This window comes from Delftia deserti, assembly GCF_042653485.1.
GTDB classification, from domain to species: Bacteria; Pseudomonadota; Gammaproteobacteria; order Burkholderiales; family Burkholderiaceae_C; genus Comamonas; species Comamonas acidovorans.
The window spans coordinates 3,149,900-3,165,696 of sequence record NZ_JBHSIH010000001.1; the positions used below are offsets into that span (position 1 = coordinate 3,149,900).

Genomic DNA, 15,797 nt, shown 5'->3' on the forward strand with positions numbered 1-15,797 from the left:
AAGGGGGCCAAGGGTGCGAGAAGGCTTGAGTGTAGTCAGGCGCGGCCTGCCCGCGATTTTGGTGGGCATAGGCCTGCTGCTGGGCGGCTGTGCCAGCCGGGGGGCCGGTGGCGACGGGCTGGGCTACTACTGGCAAAGCCTGCGCGGGCAAATGCACCTGCTGCAGGCCAGCCGCCCGATTGACGATTGGCTGCAGGACGAGAACCTTGCGCCCGCACTGCGCGAGCGCCTGCTGTCGGCCCGGCGCATGCGCGCCTTTGCCGTGGAGCGCCTGGGCCTGCCCGACAACGCCAGCTACCGCCGCTATGCCGATCTGCAGCGGCCGTTCGCCGTATGGAACGTGGTGGCCGCGCCGCCCGACAGCCTGGAGCTGCACCGCTGGTGCTTTCCCGTTGCCGGCTGCGTGGGCTACCGGGGCTACTTTGCCGAGGCCGACGCCATTGCCCAGGCCCGGCAACTGGCAGACCAGGGCCTGGAGTCCGGCAGCTACGGCGTGCCCGCCTACTCCACGCTGGGCTACCTGAACTGGCTGGGCGGCGATCCGCTGCTCAACACCTTCATCGGCTGGGGCGAGGGCGAGTTCGCCGGCCTGCTGTTCCACGAACTGGCCCACCAGGTGGTTTACGTGGCGGGCGATACCGCCTTCAACGAATCCTTTGCCACCACCGTGGAGCGCCTGGGCACGCCGCTGTGGCTGGCCACCGAGGCCGGCCCCGCCGCCCGCGCACGCTGGGATGCCGGCCAGCTGCGGCGCGCGCAGTGGCGGGCGCTGACCGGCCATACGCGCCAGGCGCTGCATCAGCTCTACCGGGACCCGCAGCAGCGCGGCCCCGCCATGCAACAGGCCAAGGCACAGATCTACCAGCAGTTCCGCAGCGACTACGCCGTACTGCGCGCGCAATGGCGCAGCGCCGATGCGGCCCTGCTGACCACCGATGCGCAGCGCCAGCTCTACGACCGCAACCAGGCGCGGCTGGACCAGTGGGTGGCCGATGCCAACAACGCCAGCTTTGGCGCGCTGGCCGCCTACGACGACTGGGTGCCGGCCTTCACCGCGCTGTGGAAGCAGGCGCAGACCCTGGCTGCGGCCCAGGCCGGCGGCGAGGCCGCCCTGGGCTGGCAGCGTTTCCATGCCGAGGTTGAGAAACTGGCCACCCTGCCCGCCCTGCAGCGCAACTCAAGGCTGTGCGGGCTCATGCCGCCCGATGCGCCCCTGCCGCCTGCCTGCGCCCAGGATCAGGACAATGCATCGGTATCCACGGACGGATCGCGTCCCGGCAGCTGAATGCGGGCCAGCAGGCCGCTGGAACTGCCGGGCGGTGGCGACTGCAGCTCCAGGCTGCCGCCGTGCTGGGCCACGATCATGGACACGATGGACAGGCCCAGGCCGTAGCCCGGCGACGCCAGCTCGCGCACGGTGCCCTGGGGCAGGCGCAGGTCGTCCACATGGCGCACATGGCGCTCGCGCGCGGTGCCCAGCGCTGCCGCATCCATGCCCGGCCCCTCGTCCCGCACCTGGACAGTGTGGCTGTCGCAGACTTCGAGCAGCACCTCCGGGCCATCGCTGTAGCGCAGCGCGTTCTCCACCAGATTGCGCAAGGCGATGGCCAGCGTGTCCACGTCGCCCGCCACCGGCCCGCAGGGCTGCTCGGGCAGCACCACGTCCAGCCGGAGCTGGGTGGATTCGTCCTGCTGCCAGAACTCGGAGGCCACCATGCTGGCCAGCGCGTCCAGCCGCACCTCGTCCTGCGCCAACGCCGAGCCCGAGGCCGCGCGCGACAGCTGCATCAGCTTTTCCGTGCGCTGGCGCAGCCGCTCCAGCGCCTCATGGGCCGCGCGCACATCGGTGCTGTCCACGCCCCTGTCCAGGGCCGTCTGCAGGCGCAGCGTGGCCACGGCCAGCGGCGTGCGCAGCTCATGGGCCGCATTGGCAGCCATGGAACGCTCCACCTGCACGGCATGCGACAGGCGCTGCATCAGGTGGTTGATGCCCCGGCCCAGGCGCCACAGCTCGCGCGGCATGGCGTCCAGGTCCAGCGGTTCCAGGTTGGAGCCGCCGCGCTCGCTCAGCTGCAGCTGCATGTCGAGCAGCACGCGCAGGCGCCGGCGTGCCGTCGCGCGCAGCACCCAGCCCATCAGGGTCAGCATCGCCAGCATCGCCAGCACCAGCGCCAGCAGGGCACGCTGCAGCGCCTCGCTGCGTTCGGCCAGGGGATCGGCCAGCACCAGAAACAGCGGCAGCTGGGGATGTGCCACCACGTACATGCGCCAGCCTTCGCGCTCGTAAAACCCGTCGCGCATGGGAACAGGAAAGGCCACCACGGGCGCCGCCTGGGTGCGCAGCAGCACATTGCCATGCCGGTCCTGCAACTGATAGACCAGACTCTCCGCACCGTCGCCAGGCGCCAGCGCCACATGGGGCAGGGGCACGCCTTCGACCGAGTGGTCCTGCTGCTCCAGCTGGTGCACGGCCACCTCCAGCATGCGGTGGGCGCTGTCGATCATCTCCTGGTCGAAGTTGCGGTGCACGATGTGGCTGACATACCAGGCCAGCGCCAGCACGCAGGCCAGCCAGACGGCGGCCAGCGCCAGCGTCAGCTCGCGGGCCAGCTGGTCGGCCAGCCGGGGCGGCAGGCCGGGCTTCTCCCGGCGCCCCTCAGCCATGCTCGGTCACCAGGCGGTAGCCGGTGCCGCGCACGGTCAGGATGCGTTCGCGCCCTAGCTTGCGGCGCAGCCGGCTGATGAACACTTCCAGCGTGTTGCTGTCGGCCTCGGCGTCGAAGCCGTAGAGTGCATCGAGCAGATGCTCGCGCGTGTACAGGCGCCCCGGATGGAGCGTGAGCACGCGCAGCAGCGCCCATTCCTTGGGCGTGAGCAGCAGGGTGCGGCCGGCATCGCGCACCATTTCGCGGGCCAGGTCGATCTCCAGCGTGCCCATGCGCAGCACGGCGTCCTGCCCGGCCTGCATGCCCCCGCCGCGCCGGCTCACGGCGCGCAGGCGGGCCAGCAATTCCTCGGGGTCGTAGGGCTTGACCAGATAATCGTCGGCCCCCGCGTCCAGCCCGCGGATGCGGTCGCTGACCTGGTCGCGGGCCGTCAGCACGATGGTGACGGGAGGCTGCTCCAGCCGGCGCAGCGTGGGCATGAGCGCCAGGCCGTCGCCGTCGGCCAGGTGCAGGTCCAGCAGCACGGCCGCGTAGCTGGCGCCGGCCAGGCAGGCGCGCGCCTGGGCCAGCGAGGGCACGCTGTCGATCAGGAAGGCCTTGGAGCGCAGATAGCTGCCGACCGCCTGGGCCAGTGCCTCATCGTCTTCGACCAGCAGGATTCGCATGGGAGGCTGGACCTTCGCACATCAGGGTGTGCACCGGATACGGGCGCAACAGAGGGGACGGGAGGTGTTCAAGCTGAACGGAGTCTGAACGCGGGGTTCAGATGTTCTTAAGCTGCGAATTCTACGCTCGCGGCCATGTCAGAACGCCTGCTCGCCCGCCCCCCCTTTGCCGGCTCCTCCGGCACCGGCCAAGCCTCCGCCAACGCATCCGCTTCCTCGTCTGCCCAGAGCGCGCCCGCAAGCCTTGCGGTGCGGCTGCGCACGGCCTGGAGCGCCCCGCGCTCGCCCCAGGCCGTGGCCCTGGTGCTGGCGCTGTGGCTGCTCGCCACCGCGAACTGGGCGCTGTGGCTGCGCCTGCCCCACCTCGAAGGCTATGACGGCAGCCTGGCCACCCTGGTGCTGCGCCTGCTGCCGCTGGGCCTGGGCGGCATCCTGCTGCTGCTGTCGCTGACGGCCTGGCCGCGCGGCATGAAGCCGCTGTGGATCGCCCTGCCCTGGATTGCCGGCTCGGCCCAGTACTTCATGACCGCCTACGGCACGGTGATGGACGGCGGCATGATCAACAACATTCTGCAGACCGACCTGCGCGAGAGCAGCGACCTGTTCAACCCCCAGCTGCTGCTGCAGATGCTGCTCGTCGCCGGCCTGCCCACGGCCTGGCTGCTGCGGCTGCGCATCATCCGCCCGCGCCGCAGCATGCAGACGGTGCTGCGCACGCTGGGGCTGCTGGCCGCCTCGGTGGTAGTGCTGGTGGCATCGGTCTTTGTCTCTTATCGCGAGCTGGCGCCCGTGGTGCGCAACAACCTGTGGATGCGCCACATGCTCAACCCTGTCAGCCCCGTGCTGGCCTCGCTGGACGCGGTGCTCAAGCCCATCCTGCGGCCCAAGCGCCCGTTTGCCAGCATTGCGGCCGGCGCCACGCTGGGCGCCACCTACGCGGCCGAGCGCAAGCCGCCGCTGTTCGTCATCGTGGTGGGCGAGACGGCGCGCGCCGCCAACTGGGGCCTGAACGGCTATGCCCGCGACACCACGCCCGAGCTGGCCAGGCGCAAGGTGCTCAACTGGAGCAACGTGACCTCCTGCGGCACCAGCACGCGCGAATCCGTGCCCTGCATGTTCTCGCACCTGGGCCGCACGGGCTTCTACAAGAGCAAGGTGGACTACGACAACCTGGTGGACGTGCTGTACAACGCCGGCCTGGCCGTGCTGTGGGTGGACAACCAGGCCGGCTGCAAGGGCGTGTGCGAACGCATTCCCAACGCCAGCACGGCCGACCGCCTGAACACGCCCGACGGCAAGGCCCTGTGCTCCAGCGACGGCGAATGCCTGGACGGCATCCTGCTCAGCGGCATCGACGAACGCATCGCCGCCCTGCCACGCGAGCGCCGCGAGCGCGGCGTGGTGCTGGTCATGCACGAGATGGGCAGCCACGGCCCGGCCTACTACAAGCGCTCCACGCCCGAGACCAAGGTCTTCCAGCCCGAATGCCTGACCAATGCGCTGTCCAGCTGCACGCGCGAGCAGGTAGTCAACGTCTACGACAACTCCATCCGCTACAACGACCATTTCCTGTCGCAGACCATCGACTGGCTGGCAAGCCAGCAATCGCGCTACCAGACCGGCATGGTCTACATGTCGGACCATGGCGAGTCGCTTGGCGAGATGGGCATCTACCTGCACGGCATGCCCTACGCCATGGCGCCCGACGAGCAAAAGCACATTCCCATGATTGCCTGGCTGGGCAACCTGGGCGAGCGCACCGGCGTGTCCGAGCGCTGCGTGCGCGGCCAGCTGGACGCGCCGCTGTCGCACGACAACCTCTACCACACCACCCTGGGCCTGCTGGACGTGGCCAGTCCCACCTACCAAAAGCCCCTGGACGCGCTGGCCAGCTGCCGCAGTTGAGCGGGCGGGGGGCGCGGCCGCCGTTCAGCGCTGCTGCCAGAAGCTCCGGTGCGGCTCCAGCATCTCCTCGTGCAGCCCAGGCACGGGACCGATGACCTGCACGGCGCGCTGCCCGCGCGCGAAGACCTCGCGGCAAGGCAGGGACAGCGTGGGGTTTTCGGGATGGTCGCCCGTCAGCGCCAGCAGCGCCGTTTCCTCGGCGCCGTAGAGCACGCGGCCTATGCCGGCCCAGTAGATGGTTCCGGCGCACATGGCGCAGGGCTCGAAGGTGGTGACCAGGGTGCACTGCGCCAGGTAGGCGCCCGGATAGTTGGCGGCCGCCGTGCGCGCCAGCGTGGACTCGGCATGGTTCACCGTGTCGATGTTGCCCTGCTCGGCCAGCACGGTCTCGCCGTCGGGCGCCAGCAGCAGCGCGCCAAAGGGGTGGCGGCCCATGGCCATGGCCCGCCCGGCCACGGCGCCTGCGCGGCGCAGCTGGCGGGCCGCCTGTTCGTCGGTCAGGGGCGTCATGGCCGGATTCTCCTTCACTCGCCCTGCGAGCCGCGCCGGGCCCAGCCCGTGGTGCGCTTTTCGATGGCGCTGAACAGCTCGTACATCACCATGGCCATGGCGCCCACCACGATCAGGCCGGCAAAGGCCAGGCCCATCTGCATGGACGAGCCGGCCGACACCAGCAGGTAGCCGATGCCTTCGTTGGCCGCCGTCATCTCGCTGACCGTGGTGCCCACGAAGGCCAGGGTGATCGCCACCTTCAGCGAGCCGTAGAAGTAGGGCATGGAGCGCGGCAGGCCGACCTTGATCAGCACGTCCCAGCGCCGGGCGCCCAGCACGCGCAGCACATCCTCCAGTTCGGGCTCAAGCGTGGCCAGGCCGGTGGCGATGTTGACCATGATGGGAAAGAAGCTGATCAGGAAGGCCGTGAGGATGGCCGGTCCCGCGCCGATGCCGAACCAGACCACCAGGATGGGCACGAAGGCCGCCTTGGGCAGCGCGTTGAAGGCCGTCATCAGCGGATAGAACGCCGCATAGGCCAGGCGCGAGGAGCCGATCAGAAAGCCCAGCAGCACGCCCACCACGATGGCGATGCCAAAGCCTGCCATGGTCACCCAGTAGGTGCGCCAGGCGTGGGCGGCGATGATGCCGCTGAACTCGGCCAGCTGCCGGCCGATGGCCCAGGGGCTGGGGAAGATGAACTCCGAGACCTCGAAGGCCGAGCAGATGACCTGCCACAGCAGGATGACCGCCAGCAGCAGCACCCAGGGTGCCCAGCGTTCCGCGTATTTCTTGTGCATGTGAATCTCCCCCGTTCTATTGCTGGATGGCCGCGCCGGTCTTGCGCATGGCGCCGATGTGGCCGCGCAGCTCGTGCACGATGTCGGTGAATTCGCGCGTGTAGGTCAGCTCCAGCTCGCGCGGGCGCGGCAGCTCGATGTCGCGGCGCACCACGAAGCGGCCCGGGCTCTTGCTCATCACGTACACGGTGTCGGCCAGGAAGACGCTTTCGCGCAGGTCGTGCGTGACCAGGATGACGTTGAAGCGCTGCTCGGCCTGCAGGTCGCGCAGCACGCACCACAGCTCCTCGCGCGTGAAGGCGTCCAGCGCGCCGAAGGGTTCGTCCAGCAGCAGCATCTGGGGCTCGTGGATCAGCGCGCGGCAGATGCTGGCGCGCTGCTGCATGCCGCCCGACAGCTGCCAGGGGTACTTGTCCTCGTAGCCGCCCAGGCCCACCTTCTGCAGCAGGGCGCGCGCCCGCGCCTCGTACTCCTTGCGCTTTTGGCGGAACAGCGAGCGGTGCGGCTCCACGATCTCCAGCGGCAGCAGCACGTTGTCCACCGTGGTGCGCCAGGGCAGCAGCGACGGCGCCTGGAAGGCCATGCCCGAGATCTTCAGCGGGCCGGTCACGCGCTCGCCGTTGACCATGACGCGGCCCATGGACGGCATCTTCAGCCCCGTGGTCAGCTTCATGAAGGTGGACTTGCCGCAGCCCGAGGGGCCGACGATGGCGATGAACTCGCCGCGCCGCACCTGCAGGTCTATGGCCTCGACCGCGAAGTGGTTGGCGCGCAGCAGCTCCTCGTTGTAGGCAAGCCAGACGTCGCGGAACTCGACGAAGAAGGCGTCGTCATCGCCGTGGGATGTGGAGGAATTCATGGCAGGCAGCAGGCAAGGGCCGGCGCGTCGCCCGCTGGCGCACGCGCACGGTGTCAATCACTTTGTCGTCACTTCTTGGGCAGGATGTTCAGCTCGGCCGCAGACGGCAGGAAGCTGCCGTTCCAGACCTCGGCCGGGTTCACGCGCGTCTTGGTGGCGTAGACATCGGAGACCTGCGACGCCATCAGCGACAGGCGTGTGGGCACGACCTGGCCAAAGCCCTCGGCACGCGCATCGGCGCTGTTGACCACGGTGTCGATGGCCAGTTGCAGGCGGCGCGTCTCCAGCTGGGTGTTGACGATGCCGTCGCGCTCCTTCACGTAGGCAATGGCCGCGCCCGGGTTGGCGATGACTTCCTTGGCCCCCTTGGCGAAGGCCTGCAGGAAGGCCTTGATGGCGGCCGGGTTCTCCTTGATCAGCTTCGGGCTGGCGATGATGGCGTTGCCGTACAGCTTCACGCCGAAGTCCGCATAGGGCATGACCACCACATCGGCGGCCTTGATGCCGCGCGCCTCCAGGTTCAGCAGCGAGGTGAAGGTGAAGCCCGTGATGGCATCCACATCGCCGCGCACCAGCATGGTCTCGCGCAGCGGCGGGTCCATGGCCGTCCACTGCACGGCGCCGACCTGGTTGGCCTTGGCGAACAGCGGGAAGGCGCGGCGGCCCGCATCGAACACGGGCGCGCCCAGCTTCTTGCCGGTGAGGTCGGCCGTCTTGGCGATGCCGCTTTTCCTGAGCGCCATCACCGAGGCCGGCGTGTTGTTGTAGACCATCATCACGGCCACGGGCTTGTTGGGCATGTCCGGGTTGTTGGCCTGGAATTCCATCAGCGCCGCGATGTCGGCAAAGCCCAGGTCATAGGCGCCCGAGGCCACGCGCTGCACCACGCCGCCCGAGCCGCTGCCGGCATCGACCGTGACATCCAGGCCCGCGTCCTTGAAGTAGCCCTTGGCCACCGGCTGCAGGAAGAAGGCGGCCGGCCCCTCGAAGCGCCAGTCCAGCTGGAACTTCAGCGGCGTGGCCGCGTGGGCCTGTGTCTGGGCCGTTGCCAGGCCAGCGCTGGCGGACAGGGCCAGGACGGTGTGCAGGAACAGTCGTTTTTGCATGGTGGGCTTCCTCTCTGATGGTCAAAAGAAACGGGGGTCCGGAACGGGGGGCTGGGTCAGCTTTTCCAGGCGCCCTGGTGCGATGCGGCGGCCTCGCCGATCAGCGCCGGGCCTATGCATTCGATGGCGTGGGACGAGGCGGCGAACACATCGCGGCAGGACAGCTCGGCATCCTTCTGGTCCAGGCGCTCGCCGCGGAATTCGCGCAGGCGCACTGCGTCGATGCCGTAGACCACGCGGCCTATGGCCGACCAGAAGATGGCGCCCGCGCACATCACGCAGGGCTCGGCCGATGAATACAAGGTGGCTGCGGACAGCGCCTGGCGGTCATGCAGGGGGCTGGCCAGGCGGATGGCCGACAGCTCGGCATGGGCCGTGCAGTCGCCACTCTCGCCATTGGCGTTGGAGGCCTCGGCGAGCACGCGGCCATCGGCGGCCACGATGAGCGCGCCGAACGGGCGGTTGCCGCGCACGCGCGCCAGGTCGGCCATGGCGATGGCGCGGCGCAGGTACAGGCCGTCACGCTCGTCGAGCGAGGCCTCAAGGGGCAGTGAAACGGTGGCGTGGTCCATGTGCGATCCCTCAGGCCTTGGCCATGCGCGCGGCCAGCGGCGGCAGCAGGCTGCGGTTGAACAGCGCATCAGCCGACACGGGTGCCTTGAGGCCGAAGGCCTGGCTGACCTGCTCGGCCTGGCGGGCCAGCAGCTGCGGGTCGATATCGCCCAGGCCGTGGCGCTGCGTATCGGGCGCGGCCAGGTATTGCGAGGTGATGGCCCAGCGCGCCAGTTCCAGCTTTTCATCCAGGATGGGCTCGCGCTGGCGCACGGCGGCCACGGCCAGCGCGGGCTGGGCCAGGCATTCGACCAGGGCACGGTTGCTGGCGCGCAGGAATCCCGCCACCAGCGCCGGCTGCTCGGCCACCAGCGCGCTGGAGGCCAGGATGGCGTTGCCATACAGCTGCACGCCCGCATCGGTATAGCGCAGCACGGACAGCTCCTCGGGCTTGATGCGTGCGAACAGCGACACGGCCGAGTCATGGAAATAGGTGGCAGCATCCACATCGCCGCGCACCACCACGTTGTCGCGCGCCGAGAACTCCGTCGTGGTCCAGGCGAACAGGTCGGCCGGCAGGTTCTGGCGCTGCGCGACCAGGGGCCAGACGCGGCGCGTGGACTCCACGGCGGCGGCGGCCACCTTCTTGCCCTTGAGGCTGGCGAACTCGCCCGTGATGCCCCGGTCCTTGCGGCCGATGATGGCGAACGGAGCGCGGTTGTAGTACTGGTAGACGGCCTGCACGCGCGCCGCGCCTGCGTTCTGCGCCTGGAACTCGATCAGCGAGCTGATGTCGCCCAGTCCCAGCTGGTAGGCGCCGCTGGCCACCCGGGTGATGGAGGCCACCGAGCCCGAGCCCACGTCGATGCTCACGTCCAGCCCCTCATCGCGGTAGTAGCCCTTTTGCAGCGCTACGAAAAAGGGCGCGGTCTGCGAGGTCACGCGAAAGTCCAGCGTGAACTTCAGCGGTGCCAGCGCCTTGCCCTGGGCGAAGGCACCGGGCATCACGGCACTGGCAGCGGGAAGGGCGGCGGCGGCAAGGAAATGGCGGCGTTGCATGGTGGAACTCTCAGTCGCTATCAACAGGGGGACCGGCCGCTGGCATGGGGCCGGGCGGCTGGCGTGACATGAGCAATTTCCGGGCAACGCGCACTGGGCGCGTGCTGAACGCTTCTACTCAGTGATGCTTGTATGCAAAGTGCGTACCACCCCCTGAGTCGCTTCGCGCCTTCCCCCTCTCTCGCTGCGCGGGAGGGGGACGACACCCTCGGAGCGGGGCGGCCCTTCCTCGGTGTCACTGGGCTGGGCCGCGCCGGTTTTCGACGCGGCGGGCATGCATCAGATTGGTGCCAGACGGTTCCGATGCGGCGCGTGCACCAAGCTGCCCGGCCCTCTTGCACCACGATGGAACGCAGGCGGCCATGAACCGGCCTGCGCGGGCTGGCGCGCTGTTTGCTTGGGTGGTTGGCAAGAGTAGAAGCGTTCAGCTTGCCGGCCTGTGCCGGCGCGGGTCATTGCTCTTGAAGCGGGTGCGGGAGCGGCGTGGCTGCGACCTGTGCCCTGTCAGCCACTTCAAGAGCGACGGGCGGGACCGGTGTCTTTTTGCGCCGGCCGCTGCGTGCCTTGCCACTGCCTTTGCGGCAAAGGAAACAGACCATGAACATGCTTGCCAACTCCACCCTGACTTCGGCACCGGCTTCAGACTACGCCTTGGGTGAACTCGCCAAAGAGGCCCGCATGGGCGGCCAGGGGCAGGAGACGCGCGCACGGGAGGTGCGGGTGATCGACATCTCCGACTTTGACCGCCGCAAGGCCGAGATCGCCGATGCGATCTGGCAGGCCTCGGTGGAGATCGGCTTCTTCCAGGTGTCGGGCCACGGCATTCCCCAGCCCGATATCGATGCGGCCTTCGGGCGTGCCGAGCAGTTGTTCGCCCTGCCGCGCGAGGTGAAGGCGCAGTGGCCGCTGTCGCGCAATGCGGGCTGGGAGCACAAGGCGCAGATCCGGCCCTCCACGCGCACGCCGGACCAGAAGGAGTCCTACCAGATGACACGCCCGCGCATGGACGGCCTGTGGCCCACGCAGCAGGAGCTGCCGGGCTTTCAGCAGGCCACGCTGGGCTTCGAGCGCCAGTGCTGGCAGGTGGGCATGCAGCTGCTGTCGTGCTTTGCGCACAAGCTGGGCTTTGATGCGGACTTCTTCACGCGCGCCCACGACCCTTCGGTGCCCGCCTACCAGAGCACGCTGCGCATGCTGCACTACTTCGCGGTCGACCCCGCGCTCAAGGACGAGCTGGGCCTGTGGCGCGCAGGCGCCCACACCGACTTCGACTGCCTGACCCTGCTGTTCCAGCGCGCAGGCCAGGGCGGCCTGCAGGTGCTGCCGGGCAAGGAAATGGAAGGCCAGCAATGGACGCCCGTGGACCCGGTGGAAGGCGTGATCACCTGCAACATCGGCGACATGCTCACGCGCTGGAGCGACGACCAGTTGCCCAGCAACTTCCACCGCGTGCGCAACCCCCTGCCCCATGAATACCAGGGCGCGCGCTACAGCCTGGCCTTCTTCTGCCAGGCCAACGAGGATGCGGTGATCGAAGGCCCGCAAAAGAAGTACCCGCCCATCACGGGCGCGGAATACCTGCGCCAGCGCATCAGCGCGAACTTTTCCAACAAGTACTGAGCCCGGCCGGGGCCGTGGCCGGAAACGACAAGGCCCCGGATTCCGGGGCCTTGTCTGTGTCTGCGATCGGTGGTGGTGCGGATCAGCGCAGCGATTCGATCAGGTCGATGTACTGCTGCTTGGCGTCATCGGCCGAGGTGTCCTTGAGCTTTTCCCAGGCGTCCCACTTGGCGCGGCCCACCATGTCGGTGAAGCTGGGCTTCTTGGCCTCGTTGTCGCCCTCGGTGGCCTGCTTGTACAGCGCGTAGAGCTTGAGCAGCGTGGCGTTGTCGGGGCGCTCGCTGATCGAGGTGGAGTTCTTGACGGCGGCCTCGAAGGCGGCATTCAGATCGGACATGGCGGGTCTCCTGGTGGGCGGTTCGTGTAGCGGCACAGTGTAGCCAAAAAAGCAGGAATTTAGAACGACCGTGCTTTTTTCGCTGTCATCCGCACCGAGACCGGCGACGCCGCCCCTATGCCGCTCCCATGCCGTTCCTACGCTGCGCTGCACAGGTGCCCGGCCATGGGCCATCGGTCTGCCTCGCAAGGCGCGGGGGCCGGCGGCTGGCCCTGGGCGCTGCCCGGTTGCAGGATGCGGCCGTGCTCCATCACGACCACGCGGTCGGCGACGGCGAAGGCCTGCTGGCGGTCCTGGGTCGCATAGACGGCCGTACAACCCAGGCTGCGCAGCAGCCGGGGAATTTCCTCGCACAGGCGCTCGCGCAGGTTGCAGTCGAGGCCGGACAGGGGTTCGTCAAGCAGCACCAGGCGCGGGCGCTCCACCACGGCGCAGGCCAGCGCCGCGCGCTGCTGCTGGCCGCCCGACAGGCTGCCGGGAAGGCGCTCGCCCATGCCCTGCAGCCCGACCAGGCCCAGGGTCTGCTGCACCCGCTCGTGGATCTGCGCGCGAGGCAGGCCGCGCATCTCCAATGGGAAGGCCACGTTGGCCTGCAGGCTCATATGGGGCCAGAGCGCATGGCCCTGGAGCACCAGGCCCAGCTCGCGCCGCTCGGGCGGCAGGGACTGCGAGGCGCTGGCCACGCACTGCCCGCGCATCCAGACTTCGCCGCGGCTGGGCTGCTCCAGCCCGGCCAGGATCTTGAGCAGGGTGGTCTTGCCGCAGCCCGAAGGACCCAGCAGGGCCAGCACCTCGCCGGGGGCGATCTGCAGGCTGATGTCCTGGAGCACGGCGCGCTCGCCGTGGATGCGCTTGAGCTGCCGGGCTTGGACGGCCACGCCCTGCGCGGCGGCCGTGGAGGATTCGATGGAGGTCACAGGGACCGCATGCTAGGTGTGGTGTGTGACATGCCGGTGTCGGCCGGACCCTGCAAGGGCCTCAGCGCGTGGGCTCGCTCAGCCAGCGCTGGGCCAGCTTCACCCAGAACGTGGCACCCTGCGGGATCAGCTGGTCGTTGAAGTCGTAGCTGGGGTTGTGCAGCGTGCAGGGACCGCCGCCGTGGCCGATGGCGCGGTGGTCGCCGTCGCCATTGGCGATGAAGCAGTAGGCGCCGGGCTTTTCCAGCAGCATGAAGGCAAAGTCCTCGGCGCCCATGGACGGCTCCTGGGGCAGCACGTTGGCCTCGCCCACCACCTCGGCCATGACGCGGCGTGCGAACTCGGCCTCGGGGGCGGAGTTGATGGTGGGCGGGTAGTTGCGCACGAACTCGAACTCGCAGCGCGTGTCATGCGCGGCGCAGATGCTCTCGGCCAGGGTCTTCATGCGCCGCTCGATCAGGTCCAGCACCTCCAGCGTGAAGGTGCGCACCGTGCCCTGCAGCTCCACGCTGTCGGGCACCACGTTCGTGGCCTCGCCCGCATGGACCATGGTGACCGAGACCACGCCCGCCTCGATGGGCTTGACGTTGCGGCTGACGATGGTCTGCAGGCCCAGGATGAGCTGGGCCGCCACGGGCAGCGGGTCGATCACCATGTGCGGCATGGCCGCGTGGCCGCCCTTGCCGCGCACGACGATGCGGAACTCGTTGCTCGACGCCATGGCCGGGCCCGGGCCCACGGCCATGGTGCCGGCCTTCATGCCCGGCCAGTTGTGCATGCCGAAGACGGCCTGCATGGGGAACTGGGTGAACAGGCCGTCCTCGACCATCTCGCGCGCGCCGCCGCCGCCCTCTTCGGCCGGCTGGAAGATCAGGTGAACCGTGCCCTCGAAGCTGTCGCGGTGCGCGGCCAGGTACTGCGCGGCGGCCAGCAGCATGGCGACATGGCCGTCATGCCCGCAGGCATGCATTTTTCCGGTATGGCGGCTGGCGTGCTCGAAGGTGTTGAACTCCTGCATGGGCAGGGCGTCCATGTCGGCGCGCAGGCCGACGGCGCGGCCGCTGGCGCCGCCGTCACGGCCGTGGATGGTGCCCACCACGCCCGTGCGGCCCAGGCCGCGGTGCACGGCAATGCCCCATCCCTCCAGTTGCCGGGCCACGAGGTCGGCGGTGCGGATTTCCTCGAAGCACAGTTCGGGATGGGCATGTATGTCGCGGCGCAGCGCGGTGATCTCGGGTGCGCGGTCCAGCAGTTCCTGCAACAAGGCCATGGGGTTCTCCTTCTAGAGCGTGTTATGCACTTTTAAGTACCCGCGTTGGCTCTGCGCGCTGGTGATCGCAAGGCGCAGTGCGCCGCCAAGGCTGAAGCCTTGGCAAGCGCTGCAACGCCGCGAGCGCCTGCGCGCAGAGCCAACCCTCCGGGAAAGCCGGGAAAGGGGCCCGGCCCTTCGTTGCAGCCCGCTTGCGGTGTGGCAACCGCGGCGCGTGCTACGCCTCGTTCCGGGCCCCTTTCCCGGCTTTCGCGGGCACTTAGAAGTGCATAACACGCTCCAATGCTGCAAGCCTACACCCGGACCTTGCCGTCGCCGGTCAGCATGGACAACTCCACGAAGCGCGGCTTGCCGGACTGCGGCTTGAAGACCAGCGGGAAGCCGGCCACCTGCTGGCCGTGCATGGCGTCGAGCGCGGCCACCAGGCCGTCGCGCGTGGGCTTGCCCGAGGCCGAGGCCTGGCGCAGCGCATCGGCGAACACGCGCGCCGCCAGATAGCCTTCCATGCTGGAATAGTTGGGCGCCAGCTTGCCGCCGCCCTTCTGGATGGCCGCCAGGAAATCGCGCGTGATCTGGCGCGAGGTCTGGAAGGGCGAGGGCACGACCTGGGTGACCACCACGCCTTCGGCATCCTTGCCCAGCGTCTCCGACAGCGCCTGGGCACCCACGAAGGACACGTTGTAGAACTGCCCGCCAAAGCCCGCCTGGCGCGCCGCGCGCACAAAGGCCGCGCTGGCCGAGTAGGTGACGATCTGCACGATGACATCGGCGCCCAGCGGCACCAGCGTCTTGACGGCCGCCGCCACATTGTTCGAGTTGCGCTCCACCGTGGCCGCGCCCACGGGCTCCAGCCCCTTGGCGGCCAGCGCCGCCTTGACACCGGCCAGGCCCGACTCGCCATAGGCATCGTTCTGATGCAGCACGGCCACCTTCTTCAGGCCCAGGCCCGTGAGGTGGCGCACCATCAGCGCCGTCTCGTCGGCATAGGAGGCGCGCACATTGAAGACCAGGTGGGCCAGCTGGGGCTGGCGCAGCGCATCGGCGCCCGTCAGCGGCGCGAACAGGGGCAGGCGCGCCTTTTGCAGCAGCGGCAGCGCGGCCATGCTGGTGGAGGTGCCCACGTAGCCGAACAGGGCGAACACGTCGTCGGACAGGAAGCGCTGGGTATTGGCCGCGCAGCGCTCGGGCTCGTAGCCGTCGTCCATCACGCGCAGTTCGATGTTGCGCCGGGCAATGCCCCCCTGCGCATTGAGCTGCTCGAAATACAGCTTGGCGCCCTCATGGAAGGGTTGGCCGATCTGTGCCGCGGGGCCCGTCATCGGGCAGGACTGGCCCAGCACGATGGTGCCGCCCGCATCCTGGGCGCGCACTGCGCCGGTCCAGGTGGCGGCAGCAGCCGTGCCGGCTGCGATGAACTGTCTGCGGCTGAACGCCGTCTTGGGTCGGAGCATGAACTTGCCTGTTTTTGTCGCTGGAATCGGCGCCGTTGCTGCGTGCAGCCGGCTGCAAGGGTCCGCATAATAAAGACAAGCGGCGATTGCGGCATGCA

15 protein-coding genes are annotated in these 15,797 nt (G+C 69.0%); 3 read left to right on the forward strand and 12 right to left on the reverse strand.

The window, feature by feature from the left end; all coding sequences use genetic code 11:
• The first annotated feature begins 13 nt into the window (after positions 1-13).
• Positions 14-1,285 (forward strand): aminopeptidase, encoded by a 1,272-nt coding sequence (locus ACFPFG_RS15300; protein WP_380110282.1) that lies wholly within the window; start codon positions 14-16, stop codon positions 1,283-1,285.
• On the opposite strand, the gene ACFPFG_RS15305 is transcribed toward ACFPFG_RS15300, so the two are convergent.
• Both ACFPFG_RS15305 and ACFPFG_RS15310 read right to left on the reverse strand, forming a co-directional pair.
• Complete coding sequence (locus tag ACFPFG_RS15305; protein ID WP_183017570.1) at positions 1,237-2,664, reverse strand: sensor histidine kinase; 1,428 nt, start codon at positions 2,662-2,664, stop codon at positions 1,237-1,239. The genes ACFPFG_RS15300 and ACFPFG_RS15305 overlap by 49 nt on opposite strands.
• Complete coding sequence (locus ACFPFG_RS15310; RefSeq protein ID WP_183017569.1) at positions 2,657-3,331, reverse strand: winged helix-turn-helix domain-containing protein; 675 nt, start codon at positions 3,329-3,331, stop codon at positions 2,657-2,659. Before ACFPFG_RS15310 ends, ACFPFG_RS15305 begins: the two co-directional genes overlap by 8 nt.
• A gap of 135 nt (positions 3,332-3,466) precedes the next feature.
• Here ACFPFG_RS15310 and ACFPFG_RS15315 point away from each other — a divergent pair, with 135 nt between their 5' ends.
• A complete protein-coding gene (locus ACFPFG_RS15315; protein ID WP_197953627.1) occupies positions 3,467-5,236 on the forward strand; it encodes a phosphoethanolamine transferase in 1,770 nt (589 codons plus the stop codon).
• A 24-nt stretch (positions 5,237-5,260) separates the two neighbouring features.
• Here the strand turns inward: ACFPFG_RS15315 and ACFPFG_RS15320 are convergent, their stop codons facing one another.
• The 6 genes from ACFPFG_RS15320 to ACFPFG_RS15345 form a co-directional block, all read right to left on the reverse strand.
• Positions 5,261-5,746: a nucleoside deaminase gene (locus ACFPFG_RS15320; RefSeq protein WP_183017567.1), complete on the reverse strand. Its 486-nt coding sequence runs from the start codon at positions 5,744-5,746 to the stop codon at positions 5,261-5,263.
• 14 nt (positions 5,747-5,760) lie between these two features.
• Positions 5,761-6,528 carry an ABC transporter permease gene (locus ACFPFG_RS15325; RefSeq protein WP_012203071.1) on the reverse strand — a complete coding sequence of 256 codons (768 nt, stop codon included), beginning with the start codon at positions 6,526-6,528 and terminating at the stop codon, positions 5,761-5,763.
• Positions 6,529-6,544: 16 nt separating this feature from the next.
• A complete protein-coding gene (locus ACFPFG_RS15330) occupies positions 6,545-7,387 on the reverse strand; it encodes an ABC transporter ATP-binding protein (RefSeq protein ID WP_012203070.1) in 843 nt (280 codons plus the stop codon).
• A gap of 68 nt (positions 7,388-7,455) precedes the next feature.
• Positions 7,456-8,493: an ABC transporter substrate-binding protein gene (locus ACFPFG_RS15335; RefSeq protein WP_312370899.1), complete on the reverse strand. Its 1,038-nt coding sequence runs from the start codon at positions 8,491-8,493 to the stop codon at positions 7,456-7,458.
• 56 nt (positions 8,494-8,549) lie between these two features.
• A complete protein-coding gene (locus ACFPFG_RS15340) occupies positions 8,550-9,065 on the reverse strand; it encodes a nucleoside deaminase (RefSeq protein WP_374622220.1) in 516 nt (171 codons plus the stop codon).
• A gap of 10 nt (positions 9,066-9,075) precedes the next feature.
• Positions 9,076-10,104, reverse strand: a complete 1,029-nt coding sequence (locus ACFPFG_RS15345; RefSeq protein ID WP_183017564.1) for an ABC transporter substrate-binding protein — start codon at positions 10,102-10,104, stop codon at positions 9,076-9,078.
• Between the two features lie 597 nt (positions 10,105-10,701).
• Between ACFPFG_RS15345 and ACFPFG_RS15350 the strand changes: the two genes are divergently transcribed.
• Positions 10,702-11,724 (forward strand): isopenicillin N synthase family dioxygenase, encoded by a 1,023-nt coding sequence (locus ACFPFG_RS15350; RefSeq protein ID WP_380107269.1) that lies wholly within the window; start codon positions 10,702-10,704, stop codon positions 11,722-11,724.
• An 82-nt stretch (positions 11,725-11,806) separates the two neighbouring features.
• Here ACFPFG_RS15350 and ACFPFG_RS15355 read toward each other — a convergent pair whose 3' ends face one another.
• The 4 genes from ACFPFG_RS15355 to ACFPFG_RS15370 form a co-directional block, all read right to left on the reverse strand.
• Positions 11,807-12,061 carry an acyl-CoA-binding protein gene (locus tag ACFPFG_RS15355; protein ID WP_012203065.1) on the reverse strand — a complete coding sequence of 85 codons (255 nt, stop codon included), beginning with the start codon at positions 12,059-12,061 and terminating at the stop codon, positions 11,807-11,809.
• A gap of 137 nt (positions 12,062-12,198) precedes the next feature.
• The gene (locus tag ACFPFG_RS15360) at positions 12,199-12,978 is read right to left on the reverse strand and encodes an ABC transporter ATP-binding protein (protein WP_380107271.1); all 780 of its coding nucleotides are present in this window, start codon (positions 12,976-12,978) and stop codon (positions 12,199-12,201) included.
• Between the two features lie 61 nt (positions 12,979-13,039).
• Complete coding sequence (locus ACFPFG_RS15365; RefSeq protein WP_380107273.1) at positions 13,040-14,248, reverse strand: M20 aminoacylase family protein; 1,209 nt, start codon at positions 14,246-14,248, stop codon at positions 13,040-13,042.
• A 293-nt stretch (positions 14,249-14,541) separates the two neighbouring features.
• Positions 14,542-15,699, reverse strand: a complete 1,158-nt coding sequence (locus ACFPFG_RS15370; RefSeq protein ID WP_197953653.1) for an ABC transporter substrate-binding protein — start codon at positions 15,697-15,699, stop codon at positions 14,542-14,544.
• Positions 15,700-15,797: the final 98 nt, after the last annotated feature.